The 16,684-nt window shown below is 37.6% G+C and carries 17 protein-coding genes; 11 read left to right on the top strand and 6 right to left on the bottom strand.

The features are described 5' to 3' along the window. Positions 1–108: 108 nt before the first annotated feature. A complete protein-coding gene (locus FHK89_RS05490; RefSeq protein WP_230657734.1) occupies positions 109–438 on the bottom strand; it encodes a hypothetical protein in 330 nt (109 codons plus the stop codon). A gap of 215 nt (positions 439–653) precedes the next feature. On the opposite strand from FHK89_RS05490, the gene glmM reads away from it, so the two are divergent. The 6 genes from glmM to FHK89_RS05460 all read left to right on the top strand — a co-directional run bounded on the left by glmM (position 654) and on the right by FHK89_RS05460 (position 7,520). Beyond that, positions 654–2,030 (top strand): phosphoglucosamine mutase, encoded by a 1,377-nt coding sequence (glmM, locus tag FHK89_RS05485; protein WP_230657733.1) that lies wholly within the window; start codon positions 654–656, stop codon positions 2,028–2,030. 13 nt (positions 2,031–2,043) lie between these two features. Continuing rightward, positions 2,044–2,691, top strand: coding sequence for a pyridoxamine 5'-phosphate oxidase (gene pdxH, locus FHK89_RS05480; RefSeq protein ID WP_442966563.1), 648 nt, complete (start codon positions 2,044–2,046; stop codon positions 2,689–2,691). 143 nt (positions 2,692–2,834) lie between these two features. Next, on the top strand, positions 2,835–4,505 hold the full coding sequence (locus FHK89_RS05475) for a fatty acid--CoA ligase (protein WP_230657730.1): 1,671 nt from the start codon (positions 2,835–2,837) through the stop codon (positions 4,503–4,505). A 113-nt stretch (positions 4,506–4,618) separates the two neighbouring features. Then, a complete protein-coding gene (xthA, locus tag FHK89_RS05470; RefSeq protein WP_230657728.1) occupies positions 4,619–5,446 on the top strand; it encodes an exodeoxyribonuclease III in 828 nt (275 codons plus the stop codon). A gap of 141 nt (positions 5,447–5,587) precedes the next feature. Beyond that, positions 5,588–6,817 carry a bifunctional glutamate N-acetyltransferase/amino-acid acetyltransferase ArgJ gene (gene argJ / locus FHK89_RS05465; protein WP_230657726.1) on the top strand — a complete coding sequence of 410 codons (1,230 nt, stop codon included), beginning with the start codon at positions 5,588–5,590 and terminating at the stop codon, positions 6,815–6,817. Between the two features lie 298 nt (positions 6,818–7,115). After that, positions 7,116–7,520 carry a DUF4377 domain-containing protein gene (locus FHK89_RS05460; RefSeq protein WP_230657724.1) on the top strand — a complete coding sequence of 135 codons (405 nt, stop codon included), beginning with the start codon at positions 7,116–7,118 and terminating at the stop codon, positions 7,518–7,520. 193 nt (positions 7,521–7,713) lie between these two features. Here FHK89_RS05460 and FHK89_RS05455 read toward each other — a convergent pair whose 3' ends face one another. From FHK89_RS05455 to FHK89_RS05445, 3 genes are all read right to left on the bottom strand, one after another. Beyond that, on the bottom strand, positions 7,714–8,733 hold the full coding sequence (locus tag FHK89_RS05455; RefSeq protein WP_230657722.1) for an alpha/beta fold hydrolase: 1,020 nt from the start codon (positions 8,731–8,733) through the stop codon (positions 7,714–7,716). 176 nt (positions 8,734–8,909) lie between these two features. Beyond that, the gene (locus FHK89_RS05450) at positions 8,910–9,941 is read right to left on the bottom strand and encodes an alpha/beta fold hydrolase (protein WP_230657720.1); all 1,032 of its coding nucleotides are present in this window, start codon (positions 9,939–9,941) and stop codon (positions 8,910–8,912) included. A gap of 262 nt (positions 9,942–10,203) precedes the next feature. Further along, the gene (locus tag FHK89_RS05445; RefSeq protein WP_230657716.1) at positions 10,204–10,368 is read right to left on the bottom strand and encodes a rubredoxin; all 165 of its coding nucleotides are present in this window, start codon (positions 10,366–10,368) and stop codon (positions 10,204–10,206) included. A gap of 458 nt (positions 10,369–10,826) precedes the next feature. Here FHK89_RS05445 and FHK89_RS05440 point away from each other — a divergent pair, with 458 nt between their 5' ends. After that, positions 10,827–11,354 carry an adenine phosphoribosyltransferase gene (locus tag FHK89_RS05440; RefSeq protein ID WP_230657713.1) on the top strand — a complete coding sequence of 176 codons (528 nt, stop codon included), beginning with the start codon at positions 10,827–10,829 and terminating at the stop codon, positions 11,352–11,354. Between the two features lie 318 nt (positions 11,355–11,672). On the opposite strand, the gene FHK89_RS05435 is transcribed toward FHK89_RS05440, so the two are convergent. Beyond that, on the bottom strand, positions 11,673–12,671 hold the full coding sequence (locus FHK89_RS05435) for a hypothetical protein (RefSeq protein WP_230657711.1): 999 nt from the start codon (positions 12,669–12,671) through the stop codon (positions 11,673–11,675). Positions 12,672–12,890: 219 nt separating this feature from the next. Here FHK89_RS05435 and FHK89_RS05430 point away from each other — a divergent pair, with 219 nt between their 5' ends. The 4 genes from FHK89_RS05430 (at position 12,891) to FHK89_RS05415 (ending at position 15,471) form a co-directional block, all read left to right on the top strand. Then, positions 12,891–13,433, top strand: a complete 543-nt coding sequence (locus tag FHK89_RS05430) for a carboxypeptidase-like regulatory domain-containing protein (protein WP_230657709.1) — start codon at positions 12,891–12,893, stop codon at positions 13,431–13,433. A 4-nt stretch (positions 13,434–13,437) separates the two neighbouring features. Further along, positions 13,438–14,136: a hypothetical protein gene (locus FHK89_RS05425; protein ID WP_230657707.1), complete on the top strand. Its 699-nt coding sequence runs from the start codon at positions 13,438–13,440 to the stop codon at positions 14,134–14,136. Positions 14,137–14,153: 17 nt separating this feature from the next. Then, positions 14,154–14,696: a carboxypeptidase-like regulatory domain-containing protein gene (locus tag FHK89_RS05420; protein WP_230657705.1), complete on the top strand. Its 543-nt coding sequence runs from the start codon at positions 14,154–14,156 to the stop codon at positions 14,694–14,696. Between the two features lie 196 nt (positions 14,697–14,892). Beyond that, a complete protein-coding gene (locus tag FHK89_RS05415) occupies positions 14,893–15,471 on the top strand; it encodes a carboxypeptidase-like regulatory domain-containing protein (RefSeq protein ID WP_230657703.1) in 579 nt (192 codons plus the stop codon). Between the two features lie 490 nt (positions 15,472–15,961). On the opposite strand, the gene FHK89_RS05410 is transcribed toward FHK89_RS05415, so the two are convergent. Beyond that, positions 15,962–16,483, bottom strand: a complete 522-nt coding sequence (locus FHK89_RS05410) for a hypothetical protein (protein ID WP_230657701.1) — start codon at positions 16,481–16,483, stop codon at positions 15,962–15,964. Positions 16,484–16,684 lie beyond the last annotated feature (201 nt).

The following is a 16,684-nucleotide window of genomic DNA, read 5'->3' as shown; positions in this document are numbered from 1 at the left end:
TTGTTAATTTGCTTGAGGGTAGAAAAATACAAGCAGCCATTAAAAGATAGTGGCTGCTTTTTTTGTGTATAGGTTTGTTAAATTGACAGAAAAGGTTTAGGAATATCATTAAAACGAATGTAAATAAACTTGATATAAAAGCTCCTGCTCTTCTTCATTCCAATCTTGAGTGTCAAAGAAGTGGATTAATTCATTTTTTATGGCTGAAATTTTCGCTTTATTCTCTTTATCTACTTCATAATAAGTACCATTGTTATACAAAAAGAATAAGGCATCAATGCTGGCTAAAAAGACTTTTTTTTGTGCAGGACTTAATATTTTTTTCTTAGTATTTTTGCTGTAATTATTAATAAGTGTTCTTAATTCTGTTAACCAATCATCTAAATTGGGTATAAAACCGAGTTTATAAGCATAAGTATTGATTTTTTGATTGACCATTTTTAGCCTATGGCTCTATAACTTCTAGTATTTATTGCTATTATTTTATCATAGAAGTAATTTTATATAATTAATGATGGTGATTGTAAAAGTATATAAAGGCTGAAAAATAGGGCATGGGAGGTAACAAAAATTACTAGACCCATATACTGTGTGGGTTTATACTTTTAGTCAATATATTCAATTACGTGATAAATAAAAAGGACTGGTAACACATGGGTTATTTTGGTACAGATGGTATTCGAGGACAGTTTGGTGTGTTTCCAATCACACCTGATTTTATCTTAAAGCTAGGCTATGTCACAGGTCAGGTATTGGTTGAACAAAATACTCACCCTGAGCGTAAACCCAGCGTCGTCATTGGTAAAGATACGCGTTTATCTGGTTATGTGATCGAGGCAGCATTGCAAGCAGGATTTAATGCTGCTGGTGTTGATGTGCACATGACAGGTCCACTACCAACCCCTGCCATCTCGCATATTACTCGTAGCTTTCATGCTGATGCTGGCGTGGTCATCTCTGCCTCACATAATCCCTATCAAGATAATGGCATCAAACTATTTACTGGTGACGGTAAAAAACTGCCTGATGCGATGCAAAATACCATTAATAAAAAGCTTGATGTGCTTTTAGAGTCAAAAAGAAGTGGTAATACGGCAGTGATTGATATTACTGATCCTGCACTGCTGGGTAAAAATCATCGTATTGACGATGCTAAAGGACGTTATATTGAGTTTTGTAAAGGGACTTTTCCTTATCAATATGACTTGTCGCATCTTAAAATTGTGATTGATTGCGCCAATGGTGCAGGCTATAGCGTTGCGCCTCGGGTGTTAGCAGAGCTCGGTGCACAGGTTATTGCCATTCATAATACGCCAAATGGGGTTAATATTAACCATGAATGTGGCTCAACCCACCCCAAATCGTTGCAGCAAGCGGTATTAGAAAATAAAGCTAATCTTGGGATTGCTTTAGATGGTGATGGGGATCGTATCATTATGGTTGATGAGCAAGGTCAGCTTGTCGATGGTGATGGTATTTTGTATGTCCTAGCTACTCAAGCTGAGACTAAGGTTGCTGGTGTTGTGGGTACAGTGATGAGTAATATGGGTCTAGAGTTGGCACTGCAAGCAGCAGGTATTCCATTTGATCGGGCAAAAGTAGGTGATCGTTATGTGATGCAGGGGCTTGAAGCGCAAGGCTGGATATTAGGTGGTGAACCATCTGGACATATCTTATGTTTGGATAAAAGCCGCACTGGCGATGCTTTAGTGGCAGCGATGCAGGTATTGGCAGTCATGGCACAAACTGGCAAATCTTTGAGTGAGTTAACAGCAGATTTTGATGTGTTGCCACAAACGCTGATTAATGTACGTTTGGATAAAAAACGTGATCCTTATGATTATCCAGAATTGGTCAAAGCATTTAATGAAGCATCAGCAAGTTTAGAGGGAAAAGGGCGGTTATTGATTCGTTTGTCTGGTACTGAGCCTGTGATACGAGTGATGATAGAGTCTGATGATGCGGCATATTGTCAGCAGCTTGCAGAAGAACTGGCAATGAAAATTGAACTTGAGATGAGTGAGGATTAGGCACATTATGAGTATTGATTTTACCAGTCACAGGATGTCTTATGAAAAAGACAAACTCGATGAAGATAATCTACCAGATACTGCCTATGAGCTTTTACAGCAGTGGATTGATACTGCCGTAGAGCAAGACGTTAATGAGCCTTACGCCATGAGTTTGGCAACGTGTGGAGAAGATGGTATGCCGTCAGTACGTATCGTATTGATGCGTAACTTAACAGCACATAGTTTGCTATTTTATACTAACTATCTGAGTGCTAAAGCACAAGATATGGCAGTCAATCCAAAAGCAGAAGCAATGTTTTTTTGGCATAAGCTTGAGCGTCAGGTACGTATTCGTGGTGCCATAAAAAAACTGCCTGCACAGCAGTCAGATGACTATTATCATAAACGCCCTCACGATAGCCAATTGGCAGCTTGGGTGAGTGAGCCGCAAAGTGGCGTGGTTGCCAGTCGTGAACAGATGGAACAAAAATTTGCAGACTTAAAGGCACAATATCCACAAGGCAGCATTGTACCAAGACCTGAGTTTTGGGGTGGGTATGAGCTGATGATTGAGGCAGTTGAATTTTGGCAAGGTCGAGCCAATCGTATGCATGACCGTATCCTTTATACATACGGTAAGCAAAATGATACATGGCACATACAACGACTGTTACCATAATATAAAGACGGCTTATCTTTACAACTGGGCTGTTTTTCAATAACATAAATAATGTGTATGTTTATAATAATTAAAATTTATTATTACTACTTTATTATTACTAAATTTGTTAAATTCATATCATATAAGGAAGTCGTCTCGTTATGTCAAATCTTTATGCCGCAGCCCCAGAAGCTTATAATTTCCCTTTAATTATAAAACAATTATTAAATCGTGCCCGTCAAGTCTCTGTTAGCCAAGAGATAGTTTATGCCAACAAAAAACGCATGACTTATGCCGATTTGTTTTTACGTATCAATAAACTGGCGAATGTATTGGCAGATTTGAATTTGCAAAAAGGCGATGTGGTGGCAGTGATGGATTGGGATAGCCATCGCTATTTAGAGTCCTATTTTGCCATTCCCATGTCTGAATTCATTATTCAAACAGTAAATATTCGTTTATCTCCTGAGAAGATTTTATATACCATCAACCATGCCAAACCTAAAGTATTATTGTTAAATTCTGAGTTTGCGCCTTTGGTCAAAAATTACCAATTTGAAAACTCCTCGATAGAGCACATTATTTGGCTAGATGATAATGGGGTGAGTAGTGAGGGGATTTTTGGTGACAATCAAAAACGTGTGGTGGGAGAATATGAGGCGTTATTAGAGGCTGCCAGTGATGAATTTGAATTTGCTGATTTTGATGAGAATACCATTGCCAGTACTTTTTATACCTCTGGTACGACAGGTAATCCCAAAGGTGTTTTCTTTAGCCATCGCCAGTTAGTGCTACATACCTTAACTGAGGCGGCTTCAATAGGGGTATTGCCACAAAAACAAGGTCTAAGCTATGGCGATGTGTATATGCCGTTGACGCCCATGTTCCATGTACATGCGTGGGGTTTTCCATTTACCGCAACCATGGTAGGGCTGAAGCAAGTCTATCCGGGGCGTTATGCACCTGATGTATTGTTTGATTTGATTCAAAATGAAAAAGTCACTTTGACTCATTGTGTGCCAACCATTTTGCAGATGTTGTTACAAGAAGGGCAGAGCCGTGCAGAAGATTTCGGTGGTCTGAAAATGATTATCGGTGGTTCACGACTGACTGAGGGGCTTGCTAAAGCTGCATTGGCTCAAAACATCGAGGTATATACTGGTTATGGTATGTCGGAGACGGCACCTTTGATTAGCTTAAGTAGTTTTGCCATCAATGAGCCACAGATGGATACCGAGCAGGACATCAATCGCCGCTGTATGACAGGTCAACCTGTGATTATGGTAGAGGCAGATATTTGGAACTCAGATAATCAGTTGTTACCTCGTGATGGTAAACAAACGGGTGAGTTGGTATTACGTGCACCGTGGCTGACCCAAAGCTATTTTAAAAATGAAGATGCAGGTCAAGAGCTTTGGGAAGGCGGGTATATGCACACCCAAGATATCGCCAATATTCGTCAAGATGGCTATATTCGCATTACTGACCGCTTAAAAGATGTGATTAAATCAGGTGGTGAGTGGATATCATCGCTTGAGATTGAGACCATTTTGTCCTTGCATCCTGCGGTTGCTGATGTTGCTGTTATCGGTGTGTATGATGAAAAATGGGGTGAGCGACCTTTGGCGATTATTGTACTTAAACCTGAGCATCAGCAGACGGAGCAAAAAGACATCAAAGCCATTGCTGAGCAAGCAGCACAAAAAGGTATGATTCCAAAGTATGGTGTGCCCGAGCAGTATATATTTGTTGATGAGATGCCAAAAACTTCTGTTGGTAAGCATGATAAAAAAGCCATGCGTGAGCAATTTGCCAATCAAACTCAAGTTTAATTGATTATCCTAAAATTTATTGTTTAGATGGCGTTATAGAGTTTCTATAACGCCTGTCTGTATTTTATAGTCCACTCAAGACAAGTTTTTAGTATATTCTTATAGGAAGTGTTATGCCGCGTTTTGTTAGTTTTAATATCAATGGTATTCGTGCACGTCAACATCAGTTAGAGGCACTTCGAGATGTGATAGACCCTGATGTGATTGGATTACAAGAAACAAAAGTTCATGATGAGCAGTTTCCTTTAAGCCAAGTTGAGTCACTTGGTTATCATGTCGAATATTTTGGTCAAAAAGGGCATTATGGAGTAGCTTTGCTGTCGAAAATAGCGCCTATTTTTGTGCACAAAGGCTTTCCAGAAGATAGTGAGGACACGCAAAAGCGGTTTATCCATGCTCGTTATGAATTTGATGGGCAAGAAATCGATGTGTTAAATGGATATTTTCCGCAAGGAGAAAATCGCCACCATGAGACCAAATTTCCGATGAAGCGGGCATATTATGCCAGTCTGATGACTTATATCGATGGGCTAATTGCAGAAGGGCGGTCGTTGGTTGTCATGGGCGATATGAATATTGCGCCACAAGATATTGATGTTGGTATTGGAGAGGTGAATGCCAAACGCTGGCTAAAGACAGAAAAATGCTCATTTTTGCCCGAAGAGCGTGAATGGTATGCTAGTTTGATGTCACGAGAACTTTATGATACTTATCGATTACATTATCCTGACAGTGATGCGTTAAGCTGGTTTGATTATCGCAGTCGTGGTTTTAATGATGAGCCTAAACGTGGGCTTCGTATTGACCATATTTTGTGTACCCCAAATCTTAAAGATTCTTGTCAAGATGCAGGTATTAGTTATCAGCTACGAGCGATGGAAAAGCCATCTGATCATGCTCCGATTTGGGCTGCATTTGATTTTTCTGCATCCAATGACTAATTAAATTGGTGGTATGGGCTTTATAAAACAGCTATCACTATAATATTGACTATTAAAGTGATAGCTGTTTGATATTATGATATTTATTTATGTGTTATAGAAAAACACTTTAACTATTTAATTGATAAGAAGGTTACTGTTATGCCAGTAGGAAATGTTGCGAATCCTGAGACGATTTATGAGATTGATGGTGTAAGAATTGGTGTGACTGCTGCCGGTGTGCGCTATAAAAATCGTAATGATTTGGTAGTGATTGAGCTTGCTGAAAAAACGAGCTGTGCGGTTGTGACCACACAAAGCAGCTTTTGTGCTGCTCCTGTGCAAGTATTGCGTAAGCATATAGCTAATTATCAGCCACGCTATTTACTTATTAATACGGGCAATGCCAATGCAGGCACAGGAAGAGAAGGTATCAAACGGACACAGTTGACCTGTGAGTCATTAGCAGAAAGACTAGATGAAAGTATCAGCGCACAAAATATATTGCCTTTTTCTACTGGGGTGATTGGTGAGCCATTAAATACCGATGCACTCATTGCTGGATTAGATGCTGCATTGGCTAATTTAAATGTGGCAAATTGGCAGGTAGGGGCAAATGCCATTCGTACAACTGATACTATTGCCAAACTTGCCAGTGAGCAAGTAGCAGTTGATGGTACGACCTATCACATTACTGGTATGTCAAAAGGGGCGGGTATGATTCGTCCCAATATGGCAACCATGTTGGGCTTTATTGCTACTGATGCTAATATTACTCAGCCATTGCTACAACAGATGCTTAGCAGCTTAACACAGCAGTCATTTAATCGAATTACTGTTGATGGTGATACTTCAACCAATGATTGTTGTGTGTTATTAGCCACTGCAAAAGCGAATACTGGTGTCATTGATTCAGATAGGCATCCTCACTATCAAGCATTGTATGAGGCATTGGCACGCGTATTTTTGCGTTTGGCGCAACTGATTGTTCGTGATGGCGAAGGGGCAACAAAGTTTATTAGTGTGAATGTGTGTGGTGGTGCAACTCAGCAAGAATGTTGTGATGTGGCGTATGCAATAGCGCATTCACCTTTGGTAAAAACTGCCTGCTTTGCCAGTGATCCTAATTGGGGTCGTTTATTGGCAGCCATTGGCTATGCTGGAGTAGAAGGGCTGGATCAAAATAATGTTTCTGTGAGCCTAAATGAGGTAAATATCTGTGAGCGTGGGCAAATAGCTGAAGATTACACAGAAGAGCGTGGGCAGGCTGCAATGTCACGCCCTGAGATTGTTATTAAGGTGGATTTGGCACGAGGCGACTACGAGGATACGGTTTATACTTGTGATTTATCCTATGACTATATTAAGATTAATGCAGATTATCGCAGTTAATTCATAGGTAGCTGGCGTGTTTCAGTAGTTAAGTAAAAGTTATGTTATCTATTATTTATCTTACGATACGTTACAAAGATAACATAGATTGAAACTGTTACGTCCTTGTATAATCTTTTGGAAAGTTTAATCATTAATTAAAATTGAAGTGTTTTAAAAGTTCTGATCTAAATAGCAGAATGCTTAAACTTAATACAAGAGACTTTATACAAGATTGAGAGATTGCTTATACTGAAGTTTAACTATAAAAGCAATATAATTAATTTTAAACCACAATTCACAACTTAAAGAGGATATTATGAAAAAATTAGCCATTGCCGCAATTTTAACAAGCATGACTTTAGCTGGTTGTTCAAGCATGGGACTGAACGACCAACGTGTACTTATGGTTGACGGTGAGCCACAGATAGTTAAAGTAGTCAATATTCCAAGCTTCCAAGTTGAAATTGCGCCTCGTAAAGCAGTTTGTCAAGTACCAACCACTGATGGTGGTGTGACTGAATCAGAATGTCTGCAATATCGTCAGCCATTCCAAAAGAATTTCAATACCCTACATAGTGATATCCAAGGCTTCACTTATCAACCAGGTCACCGTTATCTGCTAGATGTGCGTCAAGAAACGGTTACTGATAAACTAAAAGGTGTGGTCAAACCAGTATGGGTTTTGAATGAAGTAGTAACTGACACAGCAGAAGTTCTATAAATATATTCTATAAAAAAGATACTATAAAGCTGCGTGATTAACTTGATGATAGCGCAAAAGGCTATCAAGGGTTATCAAGTATGTATGATAAAGCAGCAGCTATAGTTCTTAAAATATAGTTATTAAAAGACTCTAGCTTAATGCTAGAGTTTTTTTATGGATTAAATAGCCGCTTTTGGAATAAGGTGGCTTGTTATTTTTTTGTTAGAGGATAGATACTATCACCTTCAATATCATCATACGCAGCAAAATGAATGGCAAAGTTATCGGCTAAATATCGAGTTAAAACTAAGGGGATATCATGCCCTAATTCAGGAATCATTTGTAGCTTGGCATGAGTGATGGCTTTGGCAAGGGCACGGGCATGTGCAGGGGGCAGCAGTCTATCTTTTTCTCCATGAATGATTAACGTGGGTTGAGTGATTTTTTGGTCAATTGTCAGCAGTGAGCCAGTTGCCAATATGGCTAATAGCTGCCTTGTTACGCCTTTGGGATAAAACTTTCTATTGTGTAGGATGGCAGCATGTTTGCGAGTGGTGTATTCATTAAAATAGGCAGGCGAGCCGATACTACGTAATAACTCAACTTTTTTTTCAATAATCGCCTTGGTGTCTTTTTTATTTGGCATGGGTGCCAGCAAGGCTTTTAGGGCTTGTAAATGTGGTGGTGGTAAAAAAGGTTGATTGTTACTGGTGGCTAATAGTCCTAATTTTTGTACTCGATGCGGATAGTTTGCTGCCAAAATTTGCGCAATCATACCGCCCATCGACATACCTAATACATGACAAGATTCTATTTTTAGTGCAGTTAGCAGTTGATTGACATCTTCTGCCATTGCATAAAGATTATAAGGAATATCATCAGTATTTAAGGGTAGGGGAAGACCAAGTTTAAAGCGAGAGATGAGTTTTAGCTGTTTGTTGAGGGGTTGATTTTTTTTTAGCAGCGAGTTTTTGTGCTTTAATTTGCTGGATTTTCCTATGTCACGATTATCAAAGCGAATAACGTGATAGCCTGATTCAATCAAGCGTTTACAAAATAAGTTTGACCATGCCAGTGATTGTGCGCCTAGTCCCATGATTAACAAAATAACAGGTTTATCACGCTCACCACCCCGCTCGACATAAAACTTATATTTTGGGGTGTTGACTTTATATGCTTGCATAAAGCTGGCATATTTAGAGGATTTTTTACGGACTTTATAATTTGCCATATCTTTTATTATAGTTTGCTTAAGATGATACTTAAATGAGTTTAGCCATGTAGCATAAAGATATTATAAAAAACTAAGGAATATTATATTAAGATAAAGCCAAGATATGTCAGTGAGATGACACAGGTGTAAATAGGGTTGCTATTAGACGGCAATAAAAAGTTATTTTGTCTGGCTTAATAACTCATAAAGTGACGTTGTAGCCTTTGCACAATAAAGGGCAGATAGTATAGTGGTAAATCATGTCCCATGCCGTCAATCAGCTCAAAGCGCGCATTAGGAATATCAGCAGCGACTTGTCGACCATGTGCAGGTGGCAATAACCCATCTTTACTGCCATGTAACACCAAAGTAGGAGCAGTAATTTTTTGGCTATAGCTGGCTATAGAGCCTGTGCCTAAGATGGCATGCAACTGTTGTACTGTGCCTTTGGGTCGATAATTACGTTGATAACGTAGTTGAGCGGCTTCAATATTGCGTTGCTGGTCAATATGACCTGGGCTGCCGACCACATCTGAAAACCATTGCCCATGACGAACCACATCCTCTCGCTTAGGGCTGTCAGGTTTTTTAAATAGTGTATACAGTTGACGTGGTTTGGGCGTAGGCAAAAATGGGCGGTTATTGGTGGTAAATAATAGCCCTAATTTTTGTACTAAATGTGGATACCCAGCAGCAGTAATTTGTGCCACCATACCCCCCATAGACGCACCGACCAAATTGACTTCATCTAAGTCTAGACGCTTAATAAGCTTGGCGGTATCATCAGCTAAATGGGTTAAATGATAAGCAACTTTAGCATCTTGATTGCTTAATCCAACTTGCAAGCGCAACATCATTTTCATCACACTAAGATTTTCATGATGACCAAGGTCTATCTTGGTAGATAAGCCCATGTCACGATTATCAAAGCGTACCACAAAAAACCCTGCGGCGATGAGTCGCTCAATAAATTCATTGGGCCAAAATACCAACTGTGAGCCTAGCCCCATGATTAGAATGATGGCAGGGTTTTTGGGATGACCACCTGCCTCGACACACAAAGACAGCTCATCATCTATATCAATGAAGCAGGAATACATCTGTGGGCACAGTGCTGAGGGTTGCCAGTCAAATTTTGCTAATTTATCCCAACCTGAAGGCAAGTTTGAGTGATTGCTAGTATTATCCCAGCTTGTGGTTTGAGTTGAGTCATTGTCTGTAGACATGGTAAATGCTTAATCAGTTGGTATATGAGTCATTTGAGTATAAAAGAATAATAGACATAAAAAAAGGGTGCAATATTAAATATGCACCCTTTTATATAGAGTAAGTTATCTAGTAAAAGCTAGGTTTTATCCAAATTGTATATTGTATGATTTACGTACAACACGTTTTATTTAAATACTTGTTATTTAAACATGTGGGTTCGCATCAAAACTACTATTTAAAACTACCATGATTAAAAATGTCATTGTTAAAAGCGGTGGATTATATTTCCATCATCTCAAAATCAAGTTTACCCACGCCACACTCAGGACAAGTCCAGTCATCAGGGATATCTTCCCATTTTGTACCTGGTGCTATGCCTTCTTCAGGGCAGCCCAATTCTTCATCATATATCCAACCACAGACGATGCATTCATACTTCTTCATACAACCATTTCCTTTATTAACTTAAGAAACGAGAATGATAGGATAAATATTGCTGCTTTATGGCTCAATCCTATGGGTAGATTGATAGGCAGTAGCTATTTATAGCAATTATTTGGCTATTTAGCTCAAACAAATATCGTATCCAATCTCGTATAAAACTATTTTAGCATATTATCGCTTTTTTGTAATTCAGAGTAGAAGCATACGTCATTGGTGATGATCATTTTTTGCAAATAATTTCTAACCTTAATCTGTGCGTCAAGTTATGCTAAACTGGTGCTGCAAAAAATTAAGTGGCATCAGTTGGCAGCTTATCAACATGGGCAAAGTGATTCGCCCATTTTTTATGTGTCTGTCTTTTATACTCTTATACACTGGTGCTATACAGTATTTATTTAATGTTTATGTTGTGGATTATCCATCATTTTTATCTGTATTTATGTTATAGGGATTGATTTATGTCAGAGTCATCAGCCAGCAATCAGCATCATTTTTGGGATATTATTCGTACTGTGCCTAACTTTCCTAAAGAAGGCATTGACTTTTATGATATCACGCCACTGCTGCGGACACATATTAATGAAGTGATTGATGCCATGTTGGCAGCATTGCCAGAAGGGTTGCTAGATGAGGTCGATTGTTTGGCAGCAATTGAGGCGCGTGGGTTTGTATTTGCCAGTTTATTGGCGGGACGTTTGGGTAAAGGTATTATTTTACTTAGAAAGCAAGGTAAACTACCGCCACCTGTTGCTAATAAATCTTATGCCTTAGAATATGGGTCAGATACGCTGGAGATGCAAGATGGTTTGCCTACCGCTAAGGTATTGTTGGTTGATGACATACTGGCTACTGGGGGAACATTAAACACAGCACATGAGCTTTGTATTTCAGCGGGGCATGAAGTGGTTGGTGCATTGGTACTGCTTGATTTAGCAGAGTTGCACGATGCTTTCCCTGTGCCTGTATATACTGTGCTCACTGCTTAGCAGGGCTTTTTTGTACCAGTATTATTTTGAATTGACTATCATTATTGATTTTTAGTGGCTTTGATCTTTGTGTAACGGAGCAACTTTGCCACCAAAGCCATTATTCACTTATTCTTCAGTTGTTTTATATTGTTGATATTCATCATTATATGCAGTAGTTAAAAAGCTTAGTAACATAGTTTGTGGAGGCGGCGTGGTTTTATTGCTTTCTTGTCTATATTGAATAGTAATAAAAATAAGTATTGAGACTAACGATAAAATAGCTGGTTTAAAGGCAGTTAGACACATTAATTTTATCCTCCACCTTGGTAAGGGGTATTAATATCCAGATTGTGGGCAAGGTTGTCCTGCTAGGCAACGTCTATTATCTCGGCTACTAAGTGTGGTGTCAGGTTTACTTTTCTCAGAATAATTTTCATAATAAGGGGTCATGTCTTCCCCTGCATCAGAACGCTCTATAAACTCTTTAGAAGTGATTTTGTAGGGGTCAATAGAAACGAAATCAGCAGTATCAATACCAGTTTCTTTGAGTACAAGTGGTAGGGTATAGTCAGGCTGATCTTGTTGTATTTTTAGCCCCATTTTGACAGCAGCAGATTCACTTTCTAATCTCCACGAAGCTATTTCTGGGTAGACCTCTGAATAGGCAGCCTGCCATCTGTCTCTATCCTTAGCATCAATATTGCTTTTGATTTCTTCTAACTCATCATAAATATCCAAACTGATAAGATAGTGCCGATGACCAGTAGAAGGATCTGTTTGTCTATTTATTCTTATATCCATATAAGCTTCTGTGTTGTATCTTAATTGCCATCGCTGAAAATCACTAAGCTGCATCCATTCATCAAAAGTCAGTGGATAACTATAATCAAGATAATTACTTGAGCCGCCTTCTGTTGTTGCAAATATAAAACTGTCTTTAGCGGTCAACCTAGGTGCATCGTTTGAATGAGAATATATCCAGCCTTTATCTTGCAGTTCTTGAAAAAAACTCATCATTTTGCTGTAGGCATCTTTGTCTGAGATGCCACTTACTTCATGATTGAACAAAAATCCAAGATTAATTTTAGAAAGTTGGTAGTTTTCTTGTTTGTTATCATCATACGCCAATACGGACATTACGCCATCAACACTTAACGTACCATTAGGATATTTAATAATGACTGTAGGTTCTCTATATCTTGGAAAGTTATACCCCTGAAAAGTAACCCCCATAGGTTGGGCATCAGCTTCCTGAAAGGCTCTATATTCAGGATTACGCTGGTACATCTCTTCAGCAGTCATATTAAGTTCAATATATAATGGTTCTTCAGGCATAGTAGAGTTTACCTTATCATAAGCGTTACAAGATGTTAAAAAGAAACTAAAAAATAAAACGTAGGTAAATTGCAGATAATATCTCATTGTAAATTTTCTTTTAGTTAAACAGCTTATTAAAAAAATGGCCTGTCTGAATAAGTAACTTGACTTTGAAGGCGATAATATTGAAGTGGATATATTACAGCCATATATGCAATGAAAATGGAATGCTCACTAATGAAACCATACCTCATCTTAATTTGTGTATCCATGATGGGCTGTCAACAAAAAGTAGAATATATGACAGCTGAAATAAAAGGGCAAGTGATAGATAGAATGACAGAGCAGCCGATTAGTAATGTCAAAGTCATGTATAGTTCGGGTGACTTTGATATAAGTGATGAAAAAGGACAATTTTTAATACCCCCTGCAGAGTATCATTATAGAGTATCACCGCCCAAACGTTATGAGTATGGTTATTATAATTATTCATCACTCATGTTTATGGCAGATGGTTATAAATTAAAGTCATATGCCGTTGGAGACTTGCCTACTATCAATGCAACTGGAGAGCGAACCGTATCTTCCTATGAAGAAAAAAGATATATAGATATGGGAAAAGTTTATCTCACAGCCAAAGATGCTGAAGGAGCAAAAGTTCAAGAAGAATATATAGAAGGACCTATTGCATATTGCCAGCCCTATCAATCACAAAAGACCACAGAATGTATTCCACTGCCAGCAGCACTAAGTCATACTCAAGAGCCTCACACAGAGTAAAAACATGAAAAAATCAATTTATCTTAGCAGTGTGCTATTTGTCTTGGCTGCCTGTACTACTGATAATCAAAATGACCAATCTACAGCTGAGATATCGTCTACAGCAGAGCAAACAGATTTAATAGACAGTACAGTAGTGAATGATATTGTAATACATGATAGCGACACTAATAAAAAAGAAGAGAGGTTTGAAGATAGTGAAGCTATATTAAATAGAGCGACAAACCGTTGGCAGACTATTAATGGCTCATCGCAAATACAGAGTAGCTATGATTCTTTGCTAGCATTAGAAAAAGAGGGGGATATGGAGTTTGCTAGAGGTAAATATGGTACAGCATGGAATAGATATAGCTCTGCGTCAGTTTATTATCCCTCTCCTAAACTAATGGTTAAAGCAGGTGATGCTCAGATGCTTCATTATATCACTCATTTTAAGAACATCTGTATTTGTGATAAAAATGAACTTCCTGAAGATATTAGAAGAACAACTATAAGACTAGACTATTTGCGCTATAACATTCGTAGAGAATACGGCTTAGCCTTAGACTTTAATCGCTATCCAAAAGATAACTATAATGATGCACAAAGTTTAAGCAAAGCAGAAGAGCAACAGCTTATCAAAAAAATAGACTGTCTATATAAGCAACTGGACTTTGAAGGGGATAGTATCGAAGTGGATATATTACAGCCATGTATGCAATGAAAACGGAATGCTCACTAATGAAACCATATCTCATCTTAATTTGCTTATCCATGATGGGCTGTCAACAAAAAGTTATATATGTTACTCCTGAGATAAAAGGACAAGTCATTGATAAAGAAACCAATCAACCTATAGAGAGTGTAAAAGTTTGGATAACATCAAAGGACTTGGATATTACAGATGCTAATGGTTTATTCTATATTCCAGCAATAGAGTATAAATATAGAGTCAAAGCACCAAACTATCATGATATACAGGATCTATCTATGTCATCTATAGAGTTTATCAGTGATAAGTACATTACAAAATCTTATTATATTAATAATTTTTTTAGTACAAATAAAGCACAGACCACAATAACATCTTCGTTTGAAGAAAAAAGATATATAGATATGGGAAAAGTCTATCTCACAGCCAAAGATGCTGAAGGAGCAAAAGTTCAGGAAGAGCGTATTGACGATTCTATTGCATATTGTCAGCCCCATCAATCACAAAAGACCACAGAATGTATTCCACTGCCAGCAACACTAAGTCATACTCAAGAGCCTCACATAGAGTAAAATCATGAAAAAACCAATTTATCTTAGCATGTGCTATTTGTCTTGGCTGCCTGTACTACTGATAATAAAAATGACCAATCTATAGCTGAGATATCATCCACAGTCGAGCAAACATATTTAATAGCCAGTACAGAAGTGAATGATACAGCAATATATAATAGCGACAATGGCGGTGCTGATATAGAAGAAGAAAAGTATGACAATGAAAACGGAAGGCTTATTAATGAAACTAATAAAACCATACCTTATCTTAATTTGCTTATCCATGATGGGTTGTCAACAAAAAGTAGAATACATGACGGCTGAAATAAAAGGGCAAGTGATAGATAGAATGACAGAGCAGCCGATTAGTAATGTCAAAGTCATGTATAGTTCGGGTGACTTTGATATAAGTGATGAAAAAGGACAATTTTTAATACCCCCTGCAGAGTATCATTATAGAGTATCACCGCCCAAACGTTATGAGTATGGTTATTATAATTATTCATCACTCATGTTTATGGCAGATGGTTATAAATTAAAGTCATATGCCGTTGGAGACTTGCCTACTATCAATGCAACTGGAGAGCGAACCGTATCTTCCTATGAAGAAAAAAGATATATAGATATGGGAAAAGTCTATCTCACAGCCAAAGATGCTGAAGGAGCAAAAGTTCAAGAAGAATATATAGAAGGACCTATTGCATATTGTCAGCCCCATCAATCACAAAAGACCACAGAATGTATTCCACTGCCAGCAGCACTAAGTCATACTCAAGAGTTACATACAGAATAAAAGTCATGCAAAAAAACTTATCTTAGAGGTGTACTGTGTGGCAAATAGCCCTCAGCCTTTAAATTAGACTTAGGAACATTAAAAAATCATCCAATGAATACAAAGCATCAACCTCGAAGATTTGCCTGTACAGAGTTATACGTTATGCTGGTAATTGCTTAGATAACTTCAATAATAAATTGAATAGAAAGATAAATGTAGTTAATCTTATCTGTATCAAGTCAGGAAGAAAAAGTGACTACTGAATATGGACACACTACCTATCCAAGATACCAGTGACATCATACTACTACCCAGACCCTATAGTGACATCGTAGATGTGGCAACTGATAATCCAAATATGCTACTCATTTCATTTTATAGGCTCAAGATTATATATTATGCTGGTGATTGCTTAGAATTGGTCAGGATAGTTTTCATAATATAATGTGAATATCGATAAGATGGTAATTTTTACAAAATGAAATAGAGAGTTAATTTTATTTTAATATTACTCCAGTTTAATTGTATATCCATAATAAGTGCCTGAAGCCTCATCTAATTTTTTAAATGGTAAGAAATATATATTTACCGTTTTATCTTTTTCCCATGTTTTGTAAGCTACTTCCTGTTGAATTGTATATGATTCAAAGTTTGAAGGATTGTTTAAAGAAATAATGAGAGAATCAAAGCCATCCTTTTCAAAGGCATAATTAGGTATGTTTACGAAGATTTCTGATTTGTATTCTCCAACATAAATATATTCACCCAACAGTGCAGACCTTAATTCTAGCCTTGTGATATTGCTTGGCAATAAATTATGAAATTTGATTTTAGTAGTAGTATGATCCTGATTTTTTATTTTTCTTTCATAATCCAAAAATTCGTTATCAATTTCAAGGCTTAACTCATTATATAGGTTATGTTCAAATTCTTCATGAGTAAATACACTCGTTGCCATAGCTGTATATGAATATAAAAAAAGGCAAGGAGTTATAGCTATCATGAGTACTTTAGGATTAAGGATTTTCATTCGTGGTAGTCATCCATCACAGTGGCAACTTTATCCAATAAAAAACCACCTGTAGGTGGTTTAGTTAAACCTATTTATTAATAATATTACAGTAATTTGAAACTATAATAAAATAAATTGGTATCTATCTTTTGCGTAAGTCCTAGATATATATTTTGAAATATCAGCAGAATGCTACATGCTACCAAGACAAAAAGTAAT

The organism is Psychrobacter sp. I-STPA10, from assembly GCF_021012795.1.
Lineage (GTDB): Bacteria > Pseudomonadota > Gammaproteobacteria > Pseudomonadales > Moraxellaceae > Psychrobacter.
This window is presented reverse-complemented; position numbering and strand designations above follow the sequence as displayed.